This is a genomic window from Streptomyces sp. NPDC031225 (assembly GCF_055570355.1).
Window position 1 is genome coordinate 33,686 of sequence record NZ_JBVIHJ010000020.1, and the last position, 18,731, is coordinate 52,416.

The 18,731-nt window shown below is 70.4% G+C and carries 15 protein-coding genes and 1 riboswitch; of the genes, 7 read left to right on the forward strand and 8 right to left on the reverse strand.

The annotated features are described in order from the left end of the window. The first annotated feature begins 78 nt into the window (after positions 1-78). From ACZ48Z_RS30175 to ACZ48Z_RS30200, 6 genes are all read left to right on the forward strand, one after another. Positions 79-330, forward strand: a complete 252-nt coding sequence (locus ACZ48Z_RS30175; RefSeq protein ID WP_389095436.1) for a DUF3311 domain-containing protein — start codon at positions 79-81, stop codon at positions 328-330. Continuing rightward, positions 327-1,937 carry a monocarboxylate uptake permease MctP gene (gene mctP / locus ACZ48Z_RS30180; RefSeq protein WP_468739042.1) on the forward strand — a complete coding sequence of 537 codons (1,611 nt, stop codon included), beginning with the start codon at positions 327-329 and terminating at the stop codon, positions 1,935-1,937. The genes ACZ48Z_RS30175 and mctP overlap by 4 nt, the downstream gene beginning before the upstream one ends. A 187-nt stretch (positions 1,938-2,124) precedes the next feature. After that, positions 2,125-2,253: riboswitch (cobalamin riboswitch) on the forward strand. A 124-nt stretch (positions 2,254-2,377) separates the two neighbouring features. After that, on the forward strand, positions 2,378-4,741 hold the full coding sequence (locus tag ACZ48Z_RS30185; protein WP_468739043.1) for a ribonucleoside-diphosphate reductase subunit alpha: 2,364 nt from the start codon (positions 2,378-2,380) through the stop codon (positions 4,739-4,741). Beyond that, on the forward strand, positions 4,741-5,766 hold the full coding sequence (locus ACZ48Z_RS30190; RefSeq protein WP_468739044.1) for a ribonucleotide-diphosphate reductase subunit beta: 1,026 nt from the start codon (positions 4,741-4,743) through the stop codon (positions 5,764-5,766). The genes ACZ48Z_RS30185 and ACZ48Z_RS30190 overlap by 1 nt, the downstream gene beginning before the upstream one ends. Before the next feature lie 311 nt (positions 5,767-6,077). Then, on the forward strand, positions 6,078-8,135 hold the full coding sequence (locus tag ACZ48Z_RS30195; RefSeq protein ID WP_468739045.1) for a putative Ig domain-containing protein: 2,058 nt from the start codon (positions 6,078-6,080) through the stop codon (positions 8,133-8,135). 103 nt (positions 8,136-8,238) lie between these two features. Then, positions 8,239-8,721: a hypothetical protein gene (locus tag ACZ48Z_RS30200; protein ID WP_468739046.1), complete on the forward strand. Its 483-nt coding sequence runs from the start codon at positions 8,239-8,241 to the stop codon at positions 8,719-8,721. Here ACZ48Z_RS30200 and ACZ48Z_RS30205 read toward each other — a convergent pair. After that, positions 8,688-8,912, reverse strand: a complete 225-nt coding sequence (locus ACZ48Z_RS30205) for a hypothetical protein (RefSeq protein ID WP_468739047.1) — start codon at positions 8,910-8,912, stop codon at positions 8,688-8,690. The two genes, ACZ48Z_RS30200 and ACZ48Z_RS30205, sit on opposite strands and share 34 nt — an antisense overlap. 92 nt (positions 8,913-9,004) lie before the next feature. Here ACZ48Z_RS30205 and ACZ48Z_RS30210 point away from each other — a divergent pair, with 92 nt between their 5' ends. Next, positions 9,005-9,970 carry a GlxA family transcriptional regulator gene (locus ACZ48Z_RS30210; protein ID WP_468739048.1) on the forward strand — a complete coding sequence of 322 codons (966 nt, stop codon included), beginning with the start codon at positions 9,005-9,007 and terminating at the stop codon, positions 9,968-9,970. A 4-nt stretch (positions 9,971-9,974) separates the two neighbouring features. On the opposite strand, the gene ACZ48Z_RS30215 is transcribed toward ACZ48Z_RS30210, so the two are convergent. The 7 genes from ACZ48Z_RS30215 to ACZ48Z_RS30245 form a co-directional block, all read right to left on the reverse strand. Then, entirely contained in the window at positions 9,975-11,354 is a 1,380-nt protein-coding gene (locus ACZ48Z_RS30215) for a bifunctional albaflavenone monooxygenase/terpene synthase (protein WP_468739049.1), read from the reverse strand. Next, the gene (gene cyc1, locus ACZ48Z_RS30220; protein ID WP_468739050.1) at positions 11,351-12,436 is read right to left on the reverse strand and encodes an epi-isozizaene synthase; all 1,086 of its coding nucleotides are present in this window, start codon (positions 12,434-12,436) and stop codon (positions 11,351-11,353) included. The genes ACZ48Z_RS30215 and cyc1 overlap by 4 nt, the downstream gene beginning before the upstream one ends. Before the next feature lie 292 nt (positions 12,437-12,728). Continuing rightward, positions 12,729-13,379, reverse strand: a complete 651-nt coding sequence (gene def, locus ACZ48Z_RS30225; RefSeq protein WP_468739051.1) for a peptide deformylase — start codon at positions 13,377-13,379, stop codon at positions 12,729-12,731. A 152-nt stretch (positions 13,380-13,531) separates the two neighbouring features. Further along, the gene (locus ACZ48Z_RS30230; RefSeq protein WP_468739052.1) at positions 13,532-14,512 is read right to left on the reverse strand and encodes a tetratricopeptide repeat protein; all 981 of its coding nucleotides are present in this window, start codon (positions 14,510-14,512) and stop codon (positions 13,532-13,534) included. A gap of 104 nt (positions 14,513-14,616) precedes the next feature. Next, positions 14,617-15,873 (reverse strand): HD-GYP domain-containing protein, encoded by a 1,257-nt coding sequence (locus ACZ48Z_RS30235; RefSeq protein WP_468739175.1) that lies wholly within the window; start codon positions 15,871-15,873, stop codon positions 14,617-14,619. A 164-nt stretch (positions 15,874-16,037) separates the two neighbouring features. Continuing rightward, positions 16,038-17,345 (reverse strand): HD-GYP domain-containing protein, encoded by a 1,308-nt coding sequence (locus ACZ48Z_RS30240; protein ID WP_468739053.1) that lies wholly within the window; start codon positions 17,343-17,345, stop codon positions 16,038-16,040. A 156-nt stretch (positions 17,346-17,501) separates the two neighbouring features. Beyond that, a complete protein-coding gene (locus tag ACZ48Z_RS30245; RefSeq protein ID WP_468739054.1) occupies positions 17,502-17,900 on the reverse strand; it encodes a roadblock/LC7 domain-containing protein in 399 nt (132 codons plus the stop codon). Positions 17,901-18,731: the final 831 nt, after the last annotated feature.

The following is an 18,731-nucleotide window of genomic DNA, read 5'->3' on the forward strand; positions in this document are numbered from 1 at the left end:
TCTTTCGCTATCGCGACGCCCTCGCCTAGATTGCCTGCGCGTTGCACGGATGATCAGTGAGGGGACGGGAGTCGCGGAATGTCAGATGCGCCTGAAGTGAGACCACCCACGGTGACACCCGTGCGCGTGGTCATCGCCCTGTGCCTCGTCGCCCCGTTCGTGGCGATGCTGTGGGTCGGTTCGTACGCCAAGGTGGACCCCACGTTCATCGGCATCCCGTTCTTCTACTGGTACCAGATGCTGTGGGTGCTGATCTCCACCGCGCTGACCATGACCGCGTACAAGCTGTGGCAGCGTGACCAGCGTGCCCGGCACGGGGGTGCCAAGTGAACGACGGCGTCAACGGCGTGGCACTCGCCGTCTTCATCATCTTCTTCCTGGCCGTCACGGTCATGGGCTTCCTGGCCGCGCGCTGGCGCAAGTCCGAGAACGAACAGAGCCTCGACGAATGGGGCCTGGGCGGCCGGTCGTTCGGCACCTGGGTCACCTGGTTCCTGCTGGGCGGTGACCTCTACACGGCGTACACCTTCGTGGCCGTCCCGGCGGCGATCTACGCGGCGGGCGCGGCCGGCTTCTTCGCGGTGCCGTACACGATCCTGGTGTACCCGCTGATCTTCACCTTCCTGCCCCGCCTGTGGTCGGTCTCCCACAAGCACGGATACGTGACGACCTCGGACTTCGTGCGCGGCCGCTGGGGCTCGAAGGGCCTGTCGCTGGCGGTGGCGGTCACCGGCATCCTGGCGACCATGCCGTACATCGCGCTCCAACTGGTCGGCATCCAGGCCGTGCTGGACGTGATGGGCGTCGGCGGCGGCGAGAACACCAACTGGTTCGTGAAGGACCTCCCGCTGCTGATCGCCTTCGGCGTCCTCGCGGCCTACACGTACTCCTCCGGTCTGCGGGCGCCCGCGCTGATCGCGTTCGTGAAGGACACGCTGATCTACATCGTCATCGCGGTGGCGATCATCTACATCCCGATCAAGCTGGGCGGGTTCGACGACGTCTTCGCCTCGGCGAGCGAGAAGTACACCGCGGCCAAGGTGGGCGGGCTGGTCCCGGCCGAGGCGGGCCAGTGGACGTACGCCACGCTGGCGCTGGGCTCCGCGCTGGCGCTCTTCATGTACCCGCACTCGATCACCGCGACGCTCTCCTCCCGGAGTCGCGAGGTGATCCGCCGCAACACCACGATCCTGCCGCTGTACTCGCTGATGCTGGGCCTGCTCGCCCTGCTGGGCTTCATGGCGATCGCGGCCGGAGTCAAGGTCACCAACCCGCAGTTGGCGATCCCGCAGCTCTTCGAGGACATGTTCCCGGACTGGTTCGCGGGCGTGGCCTTCGCGGCGATCGGCATCGGCGCCCTGGTCCCGGCGGCCATCATGTCCATCGCGGCGGCGAACCTGTTCACCCGCAACATCTACAAGGACTTCATCAAGCCGGACGCCACCCCGGCCCAGGAGACCAAGGTCTCCAAGCTGGTGTCCCTGCTGGTGAAGGTCGGCGCCCTCATCTTCGTCCTGACCATGGACAAGACGGTCGCGATCAACTTCCAGCTGCTGGGCGGCATCTGGATCCTGCAGACCTTCCCGGCCCTGGTCGGCGGCCTGTTCACCCGCTGGTTCCACCGCTGGGCCCTGCTCGCCGGCTGGGCGGTCGGCATGGTCTACGGCACGGCCGCCGCGTACGGGGTCGCCTCGCCGACGCAGAAGCACTTCGGCGGCTCGGCGAAGGAGATCCCGGGCATCGGCGAGATCGGCTACATCGGCCTGACGGCCTTCGTCCTGAACCTCGCCGTCACGGTGGTCCTCACCTTCGTCCTGAAGGCGCTGAAGGCCCCCGACGGCGTCGACGAGACCAGCCCGGAGGACTACACGGCGGACGCGGGCGACCCGGGGGTCCGGACGGAACTCCCGCCCGCGACAGCGGGAACCTCGCACTGACGCCGTAGGCGCGCGGAGAACCGCGAGCCGCCGGGCACCACCACACACGGCGGGCCGCCGCGGAGAACGACCTGCGGCGGCCCGCTTCGTTGTGCGCTCTCCTTCACTCTCCTCACCTGGAAGTTGACGCTCCGAAACGGCCGCGACACAACATCTGGGGGTGTCACCGGAACGCGGCACAAGATGTATGCTCATGCTCGCTGTCGTCGCAGGGGAATCCGGTGCGAATCCGGAACTGTCCCGCAACGGTGTACTCATGCGTGCTTAGGCGCATATGAGAGTCAGTCCGAGGACCTGTCGACAGTACGCCCGGCCACCTGGCCCGGGTGTCATGACGTCCGGGCCTCGTGGAATGGGCCGGTGGACGCGACGCCGTGCGCGCTCGTGTGCTGCCCCCTGCCCTCCGCAAGGCCCCCGTGCCCAGCGAGGGAGAGCCCCACGTGACCATCGCGCCAGCCGACCCGGTTTCAGCGACCACCCCGGTGGACGAGGACGGTCCCGGAGCCGCGTTGCTGCGGACCCTGACCGCGCTGACCGCCGACCTTCCCGACGCCGACCCCGGCCGGGTCGCCGCCGCCGCGCTGCGCGGCCGGTCCGCGCGGGCCGACGCGTCGGAGTTGCGCGAGCTGGCCACCGAGGCGGCGGCCGGCCTCATCTCCGAGGACCCGGCGTACAGCAGGCTGGCCGCCCGGCTGCTGACCGTCTCCATCGCCGCCGAGGCCGCCTCGCAGGGCGTCACCTCGTTCACCGGATCGGTCGCCGTCGGACACCGCGAGGGCCTGATCGCCGACCGGACCGCCGAGTTCGCGCGGGTCCACGCCGAGCGCCTCGACGCCCTGGTCGACACCGAAGCCGACGACCGCTTCGGCTACTTCGGCCTGCGCACCCTCCACAGCCGCTACCTCCTGAGGCACCCGATCACCCGCAAGGTCATCGAGACGCCCCAGCACTTCATGCTCCGGGTGGCCTCAGGTCTCGCCGAGGACGACACTCGCCGCGCGCTGGACGAGGTCGCCGCGCTCTACGCGCTCATGAGCCGCCTCGACTACCTCCCCTCCTCCCCCACCCTCTTCAACTCCGGCACCCGGCACCCCCAGATGTCGTCCTGCTACCTCCTCGACTCCCCGGTCGACGAGCTGGACTCCATCTACGACCGCTACCACCAGGTCGCCCGGCTCTCGAAGCACGCCGGTGGCATCGGGCTGTCGTACTCCCGCATCCGCAGCCGCGGTTCACTGATCCGCGGCACCAACGGGCACTCCAACGGCATCGTCCCGTTCCTGAAGACCCTCGACGCCTCGGTCGCCGCCGTGAACCAGGGCGGCCGGCGCAAGGGCGCGGCCGCGGTCTACCTGGAGACCTGGCACTCCGACATCGAGGAGTTCCTGGAGCTGCGCGACAACACCGGTGAGGACGCCCGCCGTACGCACAACCTGAACCTCGCGCACTGGATCCCGGACGAGTTCATGCGCCGGGTCAACGCCGATGCCCCGTGGTCGCTGTTCTCCCCCGCCGACGTGCCCGAGCTGGTCGACCTGTGGGGCGAGGAGTTCGACGCGGCGTACCGCGCGGCCGAACAAAAGGGGCTCGCGAAGAAGACCATCCCCGCCCGTGACCTCTACGGCCGCATGATGCGCACCCTCGCGCAGACCGGCAACGGCTGGATGACCTTCAAGGACGCCGCCAACCGCACCGCCAACCAGACGGCCACCCCGGGCCATGTCGTCCACTCCTCCAACCTCTGCACGGAGATCCTGGAGGTCACGGACGACGGGGAGACGGCGGTCTGCAACCTGGGGTCCGTGAACCTCGGCGCGTTCGTCGACACGGCGACCGGTGACATCGACTGGGAGCGGCTGGACGCCACCGTCCGCACCGCCGTGACCTTCCTGGACCGGGTCGTCGACATCAACTTCTACCCGACCGAGCAGGCCGGGCGGTCCAACGCCAAGTGGCGTCCCGTCGGCCTCGGTGCGATGGGTCTCCAGGACGTCTTCTTCAAGCTGCGGGTCCCGTTCGACTCGCCCGAGGCCAAGGCTCTGTCGACCCGCATCGCCGAGCGCATCATGCTCGCCGCCTACGAGGCCTCCACCGACCTCGCCGAGCGCAACGGCCCGTTGCCGGCCTGGGAGAAGACCCGTACCGCCCAAGGCGTGCTGCACCCCGACCACTTCCCGGACGCCGAACTGACCTGGCCGGAGCGGTGGGCGGCCCTGCGCGGCCGTATCGCCGCCACCGGACTGCGCAACTCCCTGCTCCTCGCCATCGCGCCCACCGCCACGATCGCCTCGATCGCCGGTGTCTACGAGTGCATCGAGCCGCAGGTCTCCAACCTGTTCAAGCGCGAAACGCTGTCCGGTGAGTTCCTCCAGGTCAACTCGTATCTGGTGCAGGAGCTCAAGGACCTCGGCGTGTGGGACGCCCGCACCCGTGAGGCGCTGCGCGACTCCAACGGTTCGGTGCAGGACTTCGCGTGGATCCCCGAGGACGTACGGGCGTTGTACCGCACGGCGTGGGAGATCCCGCAGCGCGGACTGATCGACATGGCGGCGGCGCGGACCCCGTTCCTCGACCAGTCCCAGTCGCTGAACCTGTTCCTGGAGACGCCGACCATCGGCAAGCTCTCCTCGATGTACGCGTACGCCTGGAAGTCGGGCCTGAAGACGACGTACTACCTGCGCTCGCGCCCGGCGACCCGTATCGCCCGCGCGGCCCAGGCGACCGTCCCCGTCCAGCAGGTCGCCGAGCCCGACGCCGTCGCCTGCTCCCTGGAAAACCCCGAGTCCTGCGAGGCCTGCCAGTAATGACCACCGCACCTGAGAAGACCGAGAAGAACCTTCTCGACCCGGGCTTCGAGCTGACCCTCCGCCCCATGCGCTACCCGGACTTCTACGAGCGCTACCGGGACGCCATCAAGAACACCTGGACCGTCGAGGAGGTCGACCTCCACTCGGACGTCTCCGACCTCGCGAAGCTGTCCGAGGGCGAGCAGCACATGATCGGCCGGCTGGTCGCGTTCTTCGCGACGGGCGACTCGATCGTGGCCAACAACCTGGTGCTGACCCTCTACAAGCACATCAACTCCCCCGAGGCGCGGCTGTATCTGAGTCGCCAGCTCTTCGAGGAGGCCGTCCACGTCCAGTTCTATCTGACGCTCCTGGACACCTACCTCCCCGATCCGCAGGACAGGGCGGCGGCCTTCGACGCCGTCGAGAACATCCCCTCCATCCGCGAGAAGGCCGGGTTCTGCTTCAAGTGGATCAACGAGGTGGAGAAGCTGGAGCGGCTGGAGACCCGGGCCGACCGCCGCCGCTTCCTGCTCAACCTGATCTGCTTCGCCGCGTGCATCGAGGGCCTCTTCTTCTACGGCGCCTTCGCCTACGTCTACTGGTTCCGCAGCCGGGGTCTGCTGCACGGCCTCGCGACCGGCACCAACTGGGTGTTCCGCGACGAGACCATGCACATGTCGTTCGCCTTCGAGGTGGTCGACACCGTCCGCAAGGAGGAGCCGGAGCTGTTCGACGACCGGCTCCGGGAGGAGGTCACCGCCATGCTGGCGGAGGCCGTCGAGGCGGAGCTCCAGTTCGCCCGTGACCTGTGCGGCGAGGGTCTGCCCGGTATGAACACCGAGTCGATGCGGCAGTACCTGGAGTGCGTCGCCGACCAGCGCCTGACCCGCCTCGGGTTCGCCCCTGTGTACGGCTCGGAGAACCCCTTCTCCTTCATGGAACTCCAGGGCGTCCAGGAGCTGACCAACTTCTTCGAACGGCGTCCGTCCGCCTACCAGGTGGCGGTCGAGGGCACGGTGGATCTCGACGAGGACTTCTGAGCCGGCGGCGGTAGCCGGGGTCGCCCCGGGTCCGGTCCACGAAACCGGGCGCGGGGCGCCTGCCAACGGCAACGGGCCCTCCATCGGCCGTCCATGGACCTCCTATGGGGCGGCAAAGTTCTGCTGAGGCATCTGTTCCGGTCTCGTCCGGCCCGGTTACGTTCTGGCCGTCCTGTCATGTCCACACATCGCATGCACAGGACGGTAGAAGTGTCATGCCCATGACGGCATCGCGCACCGCCGCCGCTACGCGCGTCAAAGGCCTGCCACCCGCGTCGAGAACCCCACTCCAACGACGGAGGCAGTACCCCATGCTTCAGACACGCACCGGTACGTCCGGACGGACCCTGCGAAGACTCCTGACCGCCGCCATACCCGCCCTCGCCCTGAGCCTCGCGGGGCTCGTCGCGGTGCCGGCGCAGGCAGCGCCCGCCGCCGCGCACACCTCCCGCGTCGCCCAGAACTCCACGGCGCTCACCTCCCCCGGCCGCCAGACGTTCCACTCGACCGGCAAGGCCGGCCAGAAGGTGCCGACCACGCACCTGTGTGCCACCGCTGCCCCCGGTCACGCGTCCTGTTTCGCCCAGCGCCGGACCGACATCAAGCAACGGCTGGCGTCCGCGGTCGCCGCAGCCACCCCCTCCGGGCTCAGCCCGGCCAACCTGCACAGTGCCTACAACCTGCCCTCGACGGGCGGCACGGGCCTGACCGTCGCCGTGGTCGACGCGTACAACGACCCCAACGCGGCCGCCGACCTGGCGACCTACCGCTCGACCTACGGCCTGTCGGCGTGCACGGTCGCCAACGGATGCTTCAAGCAGGTCAGCCAGACCGGTTCCACCACCTCGCTGCCGACCAACGACACCGGGTGGGCCGGCGAGGAAGCGCTCGACATCGACATGGTCAGCGCCGTCTGCCCGAACTGCAACATCATCCTCGTCGAGGCCAACTCCGCGAACGACTCCGACCTCGGCATCGCCGAGAACGAGGCCGTCGCGCTCGGCGCCAAGTTCGTGTCCAACAGCTGGGGCGGCTCCGAGGCCTCCTCCCAGACCAGCGAGGACACCTCGTACTTCAAGCACCCGGGTGTCGCGATCACCGTCTCCTCCGGTGACTCCGCCTACGGCGCCGAGTACCCGGCGACCTCCCAGTACGTGACCGCGGTCGGCGGCACGGCCCTGTCCACGTCCTCCAACTCCCGCGGCTGGACCGAGTCCGTGTGGAAGACCAGCTCCACCGAGGGCACCGGCTCCGGCTGCTCGGCCTACGACCCCAAGCCGAGCTGGCAGACCGACACCGGCTGCACCAAGCGCATGGAGGCCGACGTCTCCGCCGTCGCCGACCCCGCCACCGGCGTGGCCGTGTACGACACCTACGGCGGTTCGGGCTGGGCCGTCTACGGCGGCACGAGCGCCTCGTCGCCGATCATCGCGGGCGTGTACGCACTGGCGGGCACCCCGGGCTCCAGCGACTACCCGGCGAAGTACCCCTACAGCCACACCAGCAACCTGTACGACGTCACCAGCGGCAACAACGGCTCCTGCTCCACCTCGTACTTCTGCACCGCGGCCACCGGCTACGACGGCCCGACCGGCTGGGGCACCCCCAACGGCACCACCGCCTTCACCGCGGGCACCAGCACCGGCAACACCGTGACGGTCACCAACCCGGGCAGCCAGTCCACGACGACCGGCGGCACGGCCAGCCTGCAGATCAGCGCGACCGACAGCGCGGGCGCGACCCTCACCTACAGCGCGAGCGGCCTGCCGACCGGCCTGTCGATCAGCAGCTCCACCGGCAAGATCTCCGGTACGGCGTCCACCGCGGGCACCTACCAGGTCACCGTCACCGCGAGCGACTCGACCGGCGCCTCCGGCTCGACGTCCTTCACCTGGACGGTCGGTTCCAGCAGCAGCACCTGCACCTCGTCCCAACTGCTCGGCAACCCGGGCTTCGAGTCGGGCAGCACCACCTGGACCTCCTCCAGCGGTGTCATCACCAACTCCAGCAGCGAGGCGGCACACGCCGGTTCGTACTACGCCTGGCTGGACGGGTACGGCTCCGCGCACACCGACACCCTGTCCCAGTCGGTGACCGTGCCGAGCGGCTGCAAGGCCACCTTCACCTTCTACCTGCACATCGACACCGCGGAGACCGGCAGCACCGCCTACGACAAGCTGACGGTCACCGCCGGTTCGACCACCCTGGCCACCTACTCCAACGTCAACGCGGCTTCCGGCTACGTCCAGAAGTCCATCGACCTGTCCTCGTACGCCGGCTCCACCGTCGCCCTGAAGTTCAGCGGTGTCGAGGACTCCTCGCTCCAGACCAGCTTCGTCCTCGACGACACCGCCGTGACGACCAGCTGACGTCCCCCGCACGACCCCGGGCCCCGGTCGCCGCTTTCGCGACCGGGGCCCGGCCTGGATCCAGGTGTACGGGTCATACGTCCAAGGGGAACAGGAGGCCCTCATGACCCGTACGAACCATCACACGACCCTCGCCCTCGCGGCACTGACACTGCTGCTCGCGACCGCGGGCTGCGGCAGCCAGGCCGGCAGCGACGGGGGCGCCGGCAGCGGCACCGTGTCACCGTCACCGTCGCCGTCGTCCGCCGCACCCTCCGCCGAGCCCTCACCCGGCTGCGCCTCCGGATCCGGGCTCGACGCGGCCGACAGCGGGGACACGGTCTGCCTGGCCGTCGGGGACACGGTCCGGGTCGGCCTGGACGGGACCAAGGGCCGCCCGTGGCAGCCGGTCGCCGTCCAGGGCAGTGGCCTGGAGGCCACGAACAGCGGGATCGTCCTGCTGCCGGGTGACGCGAACGCCGCGTACAAGGCGGTGTCGGCGGGCGCGGTGCGGCTCAGTTCCTCACGTCCGCTGTGTGCCACCGACACCGTCCGGGTCTCGTGCAAGGGCATTCAGGAGTGGTGGGTCACCGTGCTGGTGAAGTAGCGCTGCCGCGCGGGGCGCAGCGCCTTGGGGAGCTGCCCGTCGGTTTCCCGGTGGGCCCGTTGGGCTTCGCGGATCTGCCGGTCGATGCGGCGGTCGTGGGCGATTCCGATCAGGGACGGGAGGACCAGCAGGATGAGGATGGCGAGAACAGTCAGCATGGCGATCAGTCCTTCTGTCTGTGCTGAAGTCATGTCACTACTGTCGCGCCGTTGACTCCTGACAAACAGTGGCAGGACTGCCGCACACCCTCGATTTACTGCCAGTCCTGAGGCACACTGGCAGCATGCTGAAGAACGTGGCCGCCGTCGTCCTGGACGGCGTGAACCCATTCGAGCTCGGCGTCGTCTGCGAGGTCTTCGGGACCGACCGCAGCGACGACGGACTGCCCGTGTACGACTTCGCGGTCGCCTCGGCCGAGGGCCCCAGGCTGTCCTCGCGGTCCGGTTTCTCCCTGCACGTCGAGCACGGGCTGGAGCGGCTGGAGTCGGCCGACCTGATCGCCGTCCCGGCCGGCGCCTGCTACGAGACCCGGGACTTCCCTCCCGAGCTGCTGGAGGCCCTGCGCAGCGCGGTCGGCCGCGGGGCCCGGGTGCTCAGCGTGTGCTCCGGCGTCTTCGTGCTCGCCGCCGCCGGACTGCTCGACGGCAGGCGCTGCACCGTGCACTGGCACCACGCGGAGGAGCTGGCGCGCGCGTATCCGCGGCTGACGGTCGAGCCGGACGTCCTGTACGTCGACGAGGACCCGGTGATCACCTCCGCGGGCACCGCCGCCGGCATCGACGCCTGTCTGCACATCGTGCGCAAGGAGCAGGGCCCCGAGGTCGCCAACAAGATCGCCCGGCGGATGGTCGTACCGCCGCACCGGGACGGCGGACAGGCGCAGTACATCGAGCGGCCGCTGCCCCGGTCCAAGTGCGACACCGTCGGCGAGGTGCTCGTGTGGATGGAGCAGCACCTCGACGAGGAGGTCAGCGTCGAGCAGCTCGCCGAGCGCGCCCACATGTCCCCGCGCACCTTCGCCCGCCGCTTCCAGCAGGAGACGGGGACGACTCCCTACCGCTGGATCCTGCGCCAGCGGGTGCTGCTGGCCCAGCGGATGCTGGAGGCGACGGACGAGACGGTGGACGCGATCGCGGGCCGCGCCGGGTTCGGCACCGCGGCAGCGCTGCGTCACCAGTTCCTGCGGGCGGTGGGCACCACCCCGAACGCCTACCGGCGCACCTTCCAGGGCCCGGAGGCGGCCGCCTGACCCGTCACCTGGGCACGGGCCGCACCATGAGCCGGTTCGGCCGCAGGGTGATGCCGGGGCGGGGGGTGTCGTCCGAGCCGGCCACCTGCTCGAAGCGGTACTTCCGGGCCAGCGCCGCCGTGAGCAGCGTCAGCTGGGCCATCGAGAAGTGGTCGCTCGGGCACTTCCGGTTGCCGGTGCTGAACGGGCTCATGGCGTGTTTCGGAACCACCCGGGACCGTTCCGGACTCCAGCGCAGCGGGTCGAACTCCGTGTTGTCGTCGAAGGACTCCGCATCCCGCTGGATCGCGTACGGGCTGTACACGATGTCGGACCCGGCCGGAATGTGATAGCCACCGAGTTCGGTGTCCCGTACCGCTCGCCGGGTCAATATCCATACCGCGGGCCACAAACGCATGGTCTCGACCACCACATAGTTCGTGTACGTGAGCGACCGGACGTCCTCGAATGCCACGGGACGCCCGCCGGTGACCGATTCGACTTCCGTGCACACCTTGTCGGCGTGTTCCGGATGTTCCGCGAGCACCCGGAGCAACCACATGATCGTGGACGCGACGGTTTCGCCGCCGGGGGTGAGTATCGCGACGACCTGATCGTGGATCTCCTGTTCCCCGATGGGGTCGCCATTCTCGTCCTTCGCCGCCAGCAATGCCGTCAGCAAATCGTTCGGCTTTTGACCGGATGCGCGGCGCTCGGCGACGATCTCGTCGACCACCAGATGCAGATCGGCCAACGCCCGGTTGAATGCGCGGTTGGCCGGCAGGGGCAGCTTGTACAGCGGCCCGGCGGGTATCACCATCCGCCGGTACATGCCCCGGAAGACGGTCGTGAGCGCGACGCACAGCCGCTCGGCGCGCTCGTCCATGTAGTCGCCGCGCAGCAGACAGCGGGCCGCGATGCGCACGGCGACGCGGAAGGACTCGGAGGTGCAGTCGACCGTCTCCCCGGGCCGCCACCGTTCGGCCAGCTCCCGTGCCTCCTCCGCCATGATCGGCCCGTACGCCGGTATGGCGTCGAGCCGGAAGGCGGGCTGGATGGTGCGCCGCTGGCGCCGGTGCTGGGGGCCGTTGGCGGTGGCCACGCCCTGGGTGCCGACCAGGCCCTCCAGGGACTCCCAGAGCGGACCGGCGATGATGAAGTCGGGGTTGAGCGCCACCGCTCCGGTCAGTTCCGGGGTGGTGGGCGCGTACACCGTCTTGGGGCCGAGCTTGAGGCGTACCACGTCGCCGTGGCGCCGGAGCCCGGACAGCAGGCTCAGCGGATCGCGCGCGAGCCTGAGACCGTGGCCGAGGAGGGGCACGCGGCCGCCGGCCAGGGGCGGTTCGCCCCTGCCGCCCGGTTCCTGGACCGCGGGGGTCTGGGTGTGCACCGACTCGAGAGTCATTTCTCACCTGCCGCTTCGTTGTTGACGTACGGGGGTGTGGACCGGTCGTCCCAGCTGTCGACCATGTAGCGGCCGGACTCGTGGTGGAACCAGTAGACGGTGCTGAACCAATGGCGCATATTGCGGACGCAGGCCCGGACGGCGGCGCTCAGTTCCTTTCCCCCTAGGGTTCCGTCGTCAAGGGATTCGGCGAAAAGGCGGGCATCGCTTTCGGCGACGAGGAACGCGTCCACGCATTTCTCGACGCGTCGCCGCATTTCCCGGATCGCCTCCTCGAGTGTCAGCCCCTCGTGTGTGATGAGGCTGATTCCGAGATTGTGGACCTCGTCGCCCGCTATTTCCTTGGGGAGTGAGCAGAGGTCGTTGTACCAGGCGGCGAATTCCTGGCTCAGGAGGGCCGCACGCCGAAATGCGGAGTGATTCCTTATGGCGTCCGGGAGTTCACGTCCCGCGCTCGGCTCCAGAAGGTCGGTCCAGATCTGGTGGGCGAAAGTGAGGCGGCGCAGCGTCAGGTATTCCTCGACCGTGGGAACGACTCCCTTGACGCGGTTGCGGAATTCCCTGTCGTAGGCCTCGATCACGTCGTGGAAGTGCCGGGCGAAGCGCGCGTTCCAGGTGCGCGGCAGGAACGAGTACAGCCGCGACACACTGTCCGCGAGCCCGGCCACCAGGGGATCCTCGTGACGCAGGTGTCCCTGGGGGGAGTCGACGGCCCGATGCAAACGGAACCTGAGCCGCCGCCAGGCGGCCGTGCGGCCGTGCACGACGTCACGGTCGTGGCGGTCGTCCCAGACGAAGAACCAGGCGCTGAAGTCCGCTATCGCCTGGAGAACGTCGTCGGGGGCGCCGAGGTAGTAGCCCGCCATGAGGTCCGTGTAGCACAGTCCGTCGGCATATTCCTCCACCATGTCCGCCGACATGAGCCGCTTTTCCAGAAGCCAGGTACGGGTGCCCTCCTGGAGCCGGGGCCAATACGGGTGCAGTTGCCTGGGAAACGCTGCCTCGATCACCGGGAGAGAGAGCGACGGTGGAACCGCGATCGCCGTCGGCGTCGATGTGGTGCTGTATGGGAAAGCAGGCACGAACAAACCCCTTCCAGCCGCCAGTTGGCGCGCACCCCTCCCGCTGAACCGGGCGTGCGCCGTTGCGTATCCCCGCACTTCCCATTCAGCACCACAACTGACCGTTCTGGGAACGGATTTGCTTCATTCACTACCCCACAGTGCCTCGATTCTCCCCTTGTGTGACCTGAATCTGGTCACTATCCGATCACTACGTGAGCGCATCCGATCGAACGTGCGACGCACATGCGAACGGCGCCTGTTCGGGGAGTGGTTCCCGAACAGGCGCCGTGTGTACGGTCGTTGTGGGACGTCAGTCGTTGGCGACCACGGGGTAGCGGGGCTCGTTCTCGGCCATCTGCCGCAGCGCGTCCTTGCGTTCGCGCTTGGAGAGCCGGTCGATGTACAGGTAGCCGTACAGGTGGTCGGTCTCGTGCTGCAGACACCGCGCGAAGTAGCCGGTGCCGCGGACCTTGACCGGGTTGCCCTTCTCGTCCTGGCCGGTGACCTCGGCGTAGTCCGGGCGGGCGAGCGGCGCGTAGGCGGTGGGCACCGACAGACAGCCCTCGTTGGCGTCGTCGAGCCTGCGCTCGTCGGCGGGCAGGTCCACGAGCTTCGGGTTGCAGACGACACCCACGTGCCGGCGGCCCTCGTCGTCCTGGCAGTCGTAGACGAAGACCTTCAGGTCGACACCGATCTGGTTGGCGGCGAGACCGACGCCCTCGGCGGTGCGCTGGCTGGCGAACATGTCCGCGACCAGCTGGTCCAGCTCCTCACCGAACTCGGTGACGTCCTTGCACTCCTTGTGCAGCACGGGGTTCCCGACGACGGTGATGGGCCGCGAGGTGCCGCGCTCACGCCAGGCGTTCTCCCGCTCCTCGGTCTCCTCGGTGTCGACGACGAACCCCTCGTCATCGACGGGGAGCACGCCCGCGTGCTGCTGATCGGTGTCCTGCTGGGCCATGACCGACGGTGCCTTCCTTAAACCTGAACAGGGAGTGACTGCGCGTACAGGGTACGGGGGCCGCGCCCCAAAGGGGCGCGGGGCTGTGTCGATCTGCGGCTCCGCCGCGTGGGCGCGACAGGCCCCCACCGGCCCCGCAGCCGAACAACGACCTAACAGACCTCTTCCAAGTCCCGCCAATCACGAGAATCCGGGCTGTCCGCGACCCACCCGTCCAGCAACCCCCGGACCAGCGCAGCCGGCGCAGCCACCCCGCACTCCCGCTCCGGCACCCACAGCTGCCCGTCCGTGCGATGCCCCAGCGGCCCGGGGTGCCCCGGCTCACTGTGATCGTGCGGGTCGAGATGCTCCCCGTCGCCCTCGTCCGACGGCATCCGCGACTCGGAGCACATCCGGCACAGCAGCCGCACCGACGACGACCAGTCCTCCGCCGCGAACCCGGCGTCGGCCGCGAGCTGCTCCAGCGCGTCCCGGTCCGCCTCGGTGGCCGCCTCCAGCAGCACGACCCAGGTCGGCACGGGCGACGGCGCCCACAGCTCGATCTCGTCGAACACGGGATACGCGTGGCCCGACGCGGTCGTCCGCTCCCCGTGCGGGACTCCGTCGTGCAGGACCACCTCACCCCAGCGCCGCCCCGAGGACGGCAGCGGGATGGACAGCACCTCCACGCGCGCGGGGTCCAGTCGGCGCCCCCACACCACCTCGGCCTCCCCCTCCGGGGACAGCCGTACTGCCGCGCTGCCGAGGTCCATGCCGAGCGGCTCCCCGGACGCGGTCGCCCCGCCCGGTACCCGCAGCCCGTACGCCTGCCAGGCCCGCCGGGCCAGCGGCCAGTCCTGGAGCGCGGTCGCCGCGATGCCGACGTTCCACCAGTCGGGCGCCCCGGTCTCCCGGTCGAGCAGCGCGACGGCCCTGAGGCCCGCCGCTCGCGCCTGCTCCCAGTCGTGCCGGAACTTGTGCAGCAGGGCCAGGTTGAACCAGGACTCGGACAGCCACGGCTCCAGGTCCGCGGCACGTGTCAGCAGCGCGCCCGCGTCCTCGTACCGACCGTCGCCGATCAGCGTGAACGCGCGGTCCGTGGCCTGCCGCCAAGAGGCGGAGGGCCGATGCCGTCCCTTGCCGAAGATCCTCACGATTCCCGCCTGCCGGTTCCGTCGAGTGGGCTGGCTGTGCCCCCGGACACCCTCTCTCTCGCATCCAACCACGTGTGCTCGGAAGGGCGCTCATTACCCATGGGTTACCCCGTCGCGGGGGAGGTCAGACAGTCTCTCGACAGCACCCTGGCCAGCGCCTCCACGACCTCCGGAGCGTAGTCCCCCGCGGTGCCCAGGCGCAGCTCCTCCAGCGCGGTCAGCGGCCCGCCGGGTCCGGCGTCCCGCGTCTTCTCCTCGTACGCGTTGACCGCCCGCACGATCCGCGCGGCCAGCGGCTGCTCCCGGCAGGGGTCGGCCTGCCGCTCCACCACCACGGCGACGGCCGCGTCGACGCCCGTCTGCCGTACGACGGCCCCGCCGAGCAGCGCGATGCGGCGCTGTTCGGCGACGGGCAGGGCGGCGGTGGCGCCCGCGGGCACCGGGTCGACGAGGCTCAGCTGGCCGATGTCGTGCATGAGGGCGGCGTACTCCAGGACGGTGAGCTCGGGTCGGGACAGTCCGAGGTCGCGCCCGACCTCCCGGCTGAGCGCGGCGACCCTGCGGGCGTGTCCGGCGGGCGTGTACCCGGCGATCTCGGTGGCCCGGGCGAGGGAGGCGATGGTCTGCCGGTAGGTGCAGCGGACAGCGGCGTACCGGCGGACGGAAAGCTGGGTGAGCAGAAGCGGCACGGAGAAGACGGGCAGCGCCCACAGTCCCGCGACGGCCACCGCGAGCGCCATCACGGCCCCCGTGGCGACGACCGCGGATCCGATCCCCAGCAGCGCTCGCAGCTCGTCCCTCAGCAGCGGGCCGAAGGGCCAGCGGGTGCGGGAGTGCGCCAGGGCCGCCGCGAGGACGGCGTCGCACAGCGCGGTGAGCGCGAGCAGGGCCAGCAGCAGCACGGCGTACGCGGGGCCGCCCCACTGGGCGAACGCACCCTGGTTGTACAGGGGTTGGAAGCACACGGCGGCGAATCCCACGGTGAGGACGCGCCGGGCGAGCTGGTCGGTGGTGGGGCCCTGCCCGCGCGCGATGTGCGGCACGCTGCCGACGAGGGAGGCGGCGAGGACCACGGTGACGACCTGGGCGGCGCCGTGATGGGTGGGCGCGCCCGCGTTCTCGCCGAGCAGGGCGTACGACAGGGCCCCGGCGGCGCCGAGCGGCGCGGCCTCCCGGACGTGGGGCCCGCTGCGCCGGTTGAGCTCACCGACGGTGAGCAGTACACCGAAGGCGAGGGCGGTACCGCGCTCCTCCACGCCGGTCCACAGGGTGAACGCGAGTGAGCCGAGGGCCAGGAGGGCGGCGGAGGCGTGGACGAGGGTGAGGAGGAACGGGGACCGGGGGGCACGGCTGGGTGTGATCCGGTCCCGTGGCGGGGTCTCGGTACGCCCGGATGCGCTGCGGTCCGGCCGCGGGGCGCGGGTGAGCCGGGACAGGCTCCGTTCGGATCGCGGGGCCGATCGCGGGGCGGCCTCCTGCGCCGCCTCCCCGGCCGTCGGCGTCCCCCCGCCCTGCTCGCGCCCGCTCACCGCCGGACTCCCGGCCGCCCCACGGCGCTCGGCCGGGGACGCGGCAGGCCGGTCTCGTCCGCCGTGACCGCCGGATGCCAGCCGTGCCGGGCCAGCGCGCTGACGAGGGCCGTCACCATGCGCGGGTCGAACTGGCTGCCCGCGCACCGCTCCAGCTCCTCCAGCGCGGCACCGACCGGCCGGGCCCGCCGGTAGGAGCGGGTGGACGTCATGGCGTCGAAGGCGTCGGCGACCGCCACCACCCGTGCCGACTCCGGAATGTGACGGCCTGTCAGTCCGTACGGGTACCCGCTCCCGTCCAGCCGCTCATGGTGGTGCAGTACGGCGGCCCGGGCCTCCCCGAGGAAGGAGATGCCCCGCACCATCTCGTGCCCGTACTCTGGATGCAGCTCGATGATCCGTCGCTCCTCGGGGGTCAGCGGCCCGTCCTTGCGGAGCAGCCGCGTCGGCACCCCGAGTTTCCCCACGTCGTGCAGGATCCCCGCGAACCGCAGCACCTCGACGCGGGCGTCGTCCATGCCGAGCTCCCGCGCGATCATCATCGACGCCTGCCCGACCCGCTCACTGTGCCCGCGCGTGTACTCGTCCTTGATGTCGACGGCCTGCACGAGCGCGCGGATGGTGGCCTGGTGGGCGGCCCGCTCCCGGTGGTACTGCGCGAACACCCACCACGACACACCCATCGGCAGCAGCACCAGCAACGCGGCGACGGGGCCGTAGGGACTGCGCCACAGCACGGCCATCATCAGCCCGGCCAGCCCGTGTACGGCGACGGGGGCGAGGGAGCGGAGAAACAGGCCGCGCCAGGCCCGCCGTACCGGGGTCCTCTCGGCGAGCGCCAGGATCCCCCCGTCCAGCAGGCTCAGCACCAGGCAGAACGCGAGGACCGCGACCCCGGCCGGGACCAGCGCGTACGGGAAGTCGGCGGCCACGACCGCGTCCCTGCCGCCCATCGCCCAGTGCACCCGCGCGGCCGCCCACACACCCACGGCGAGTTGCGCGGCCCGCCAGATCCGGCGCAGGCCTCGCGGCCGCTGCTCCACCGGTGACAGCAGGGCCCCCGGGATCGGCACGAGGGCGGCGGCGGGCGGCGGCAGCAGAAAGGCGCCGGCCAGCAGGACGGGGTAGAAGGTGCCGGCGAACCGGCTCCGGGCGGCGGCCTGCTCGCATCCGGCGTACAGCGCGGCGAGCAGCACGACCGCCCACCAGGGAGCGCGTACGGACGGCAACGGCAGCAGACAGCTCAGCGCGACTACGGCGACACAGGCGATGTACGCGCGCGCCCGTGCCGGTACCGCCTCCACGCCAACGCCTCCCCCGGCCGCGCCTGTTACGGCTCCGGAGCCTAGAACGCGGGGCGGACCGGGTGAGCCACTATGGGGGAATCTGCGAGCATATCGCCTCAGGATTAGCCCGATCGAGTGACCGGTGCGCGCATGTTCCCGTGTGCCTCCGTGCGGTCAGTTCGGGACGTCCGCGGCGAGCGCCTTGCTGAGTTCCTCCACGGCGGCCGGCGACTCGCGCTGGAACGCGGCGATGTCCAGGCCCTCGTCGCCCATGACGGTGAGCAGCGCGCGATCACCCACGGCCGTCACGACGACATGCCCCGAACCGCCCCGCACGATCACCTCGCGCAGTGTTCCGGCGCCGCCGAGGTCGGCGATACGGCGGCCGACCCCGAGGGTCGCGGCGGCCAGCGCGGCGACGGACTCGGGGTGGGCCGAGTCGACGTCGGCGACGACGAGCAGTCCGTCCGCGGTGGACAGCACGCTCTCGCTGACGCCCAGCACCCGGTCTCGCAGGGACGCGAGGATGTCGATGAGGGCGGCGTCCGGCTCGGGTGACGGGGTTTCGGTCATGGACACGTGCTCCTTGGTCCGGACGCCGGCGGGGGGTCGGCCGGGCTTGTGCTCTCGGGGAGAGCCCGCAGCCGCTCATGGACGCGCTGCAGCGTTTCGATCGAGGGTTGCTCGGCGGCCAGTTCCTCGGGCGAGGGCGCCGGACACGCGAACGGAAGTGCGGCGGCCGGAACAGCACCGCGCACGGGCAGGGGAGGGCGTGCGGGCGGGGACTCGGGGAGAGACGGCGCAGGAGACTCGGCGGAACCGCCGGCACCGCCCCCAGCGCTCACGGAACCCGACGACTCAGAAGACTTGGCGGCTCCCGCACCTTTCCGGGAACGCGGGGCCCCGGCCCTGGTCGACTTCGGGCCGCTGGAGGGATCGGGGGGCGCGGGGGACTCCGAGAGCACGGGGGCATCCACCGGCCCTGACGGCTCTGACGGCCCTGACAGCTCTGAGACGTCCGGGTTCCGTGGAGGTTCCGGGGCCTGTGAGTGCCTCGAAGGCTTCGTGGCCCGTGGGGACTTCGCGGGCGCGCGGGACTCCTCGGGCTTCGTGGCCCGTGGGGACTTCGAAGGCGCGCGGGACTCCTCGGGCTTCATGGCCCGTGGGGACTCCTCGGGCTTCGTGGCCTGTGCGGACTCCTCGGGCTTCGTGGCCTGTGCGGACTTCGAAGGCGCGCGGGACTCCTCGGGCTTCATGGCCCGTGCCGACTTCGCGGACGCGCGGGACTCCGCGGACTTCGCGGGCGCCCGGGACTCCACAGGCTTCGAAGGCTTCGTATCCCCCGAGGACTTCAACGCGCGTCGGGACTTCGAGGACCCCGTGGCCCGGGAAGACCCCGAAGAC

Coding starts and splice junctions, on each gene's coding strand:
- ACZ48Z_RS30210 (WP_468739048.1), top strand. CDS start 9,005: ATGCTGAAGAACGTGGCCGCCGTCGTCCTGGACGGCGTGAACCCATTC.
- ACZ48Z_RS30245 (WP_468739054.1), bottom strand. CDS start 17,900: ATGACCGAAACCCCGTCACCCGAGCCGGACGCCGCCCTCATCGACATC.
- def (WP_468739051.1), bottom strand. CDS start 13,379: ATGGCCCAGCAGGACACCGATCAGCAGCACGCGGGCGTGCTCCCCGTC.
- ACZ48Z_RS30190 (WP_468739044.1), top strand. CDS start 4,741: ATGACCACCGCACCTGAGAAGACCGAGAAGAACCTTCTCGACCCGGGC.
- ACZ48Z_RS30175 (WP_389095436.1), top strand. CDS start 79: ATGTCAGATGCGCCTGAAGTGAGACCACCCACGGTGACACCCGTGCGC.
- ACZ48Z_RS30205 (WP_468739047.1), bottom strand. CDS start 8,912: ATGACTTCAGCACAGACAGAAGGACTGATCGCCATGCTGACTGTTCTC.
- ACZ48Z_RS30195 (WP_468739045.1), top strand. CDS start 6,078: ATGCTTCAGACACGCACCGGTACGTCCGGACGGACCCTGCGAAGACTC.
- ACZ48Z_RS30200 (WP_468739046.1), top strand. CDS start 8,239: ATGACCCGTACGAACCATCACACGACCCTCGCCCTCGCGGCACTGACA.
- ACZ48Z_RS30215 (WP_468739049.1), bottom strand. CDS start 11,354: ATGACTCTCGAGTCGGTGCACACCCAGACCCCCGCGGTCCAGGAACCG.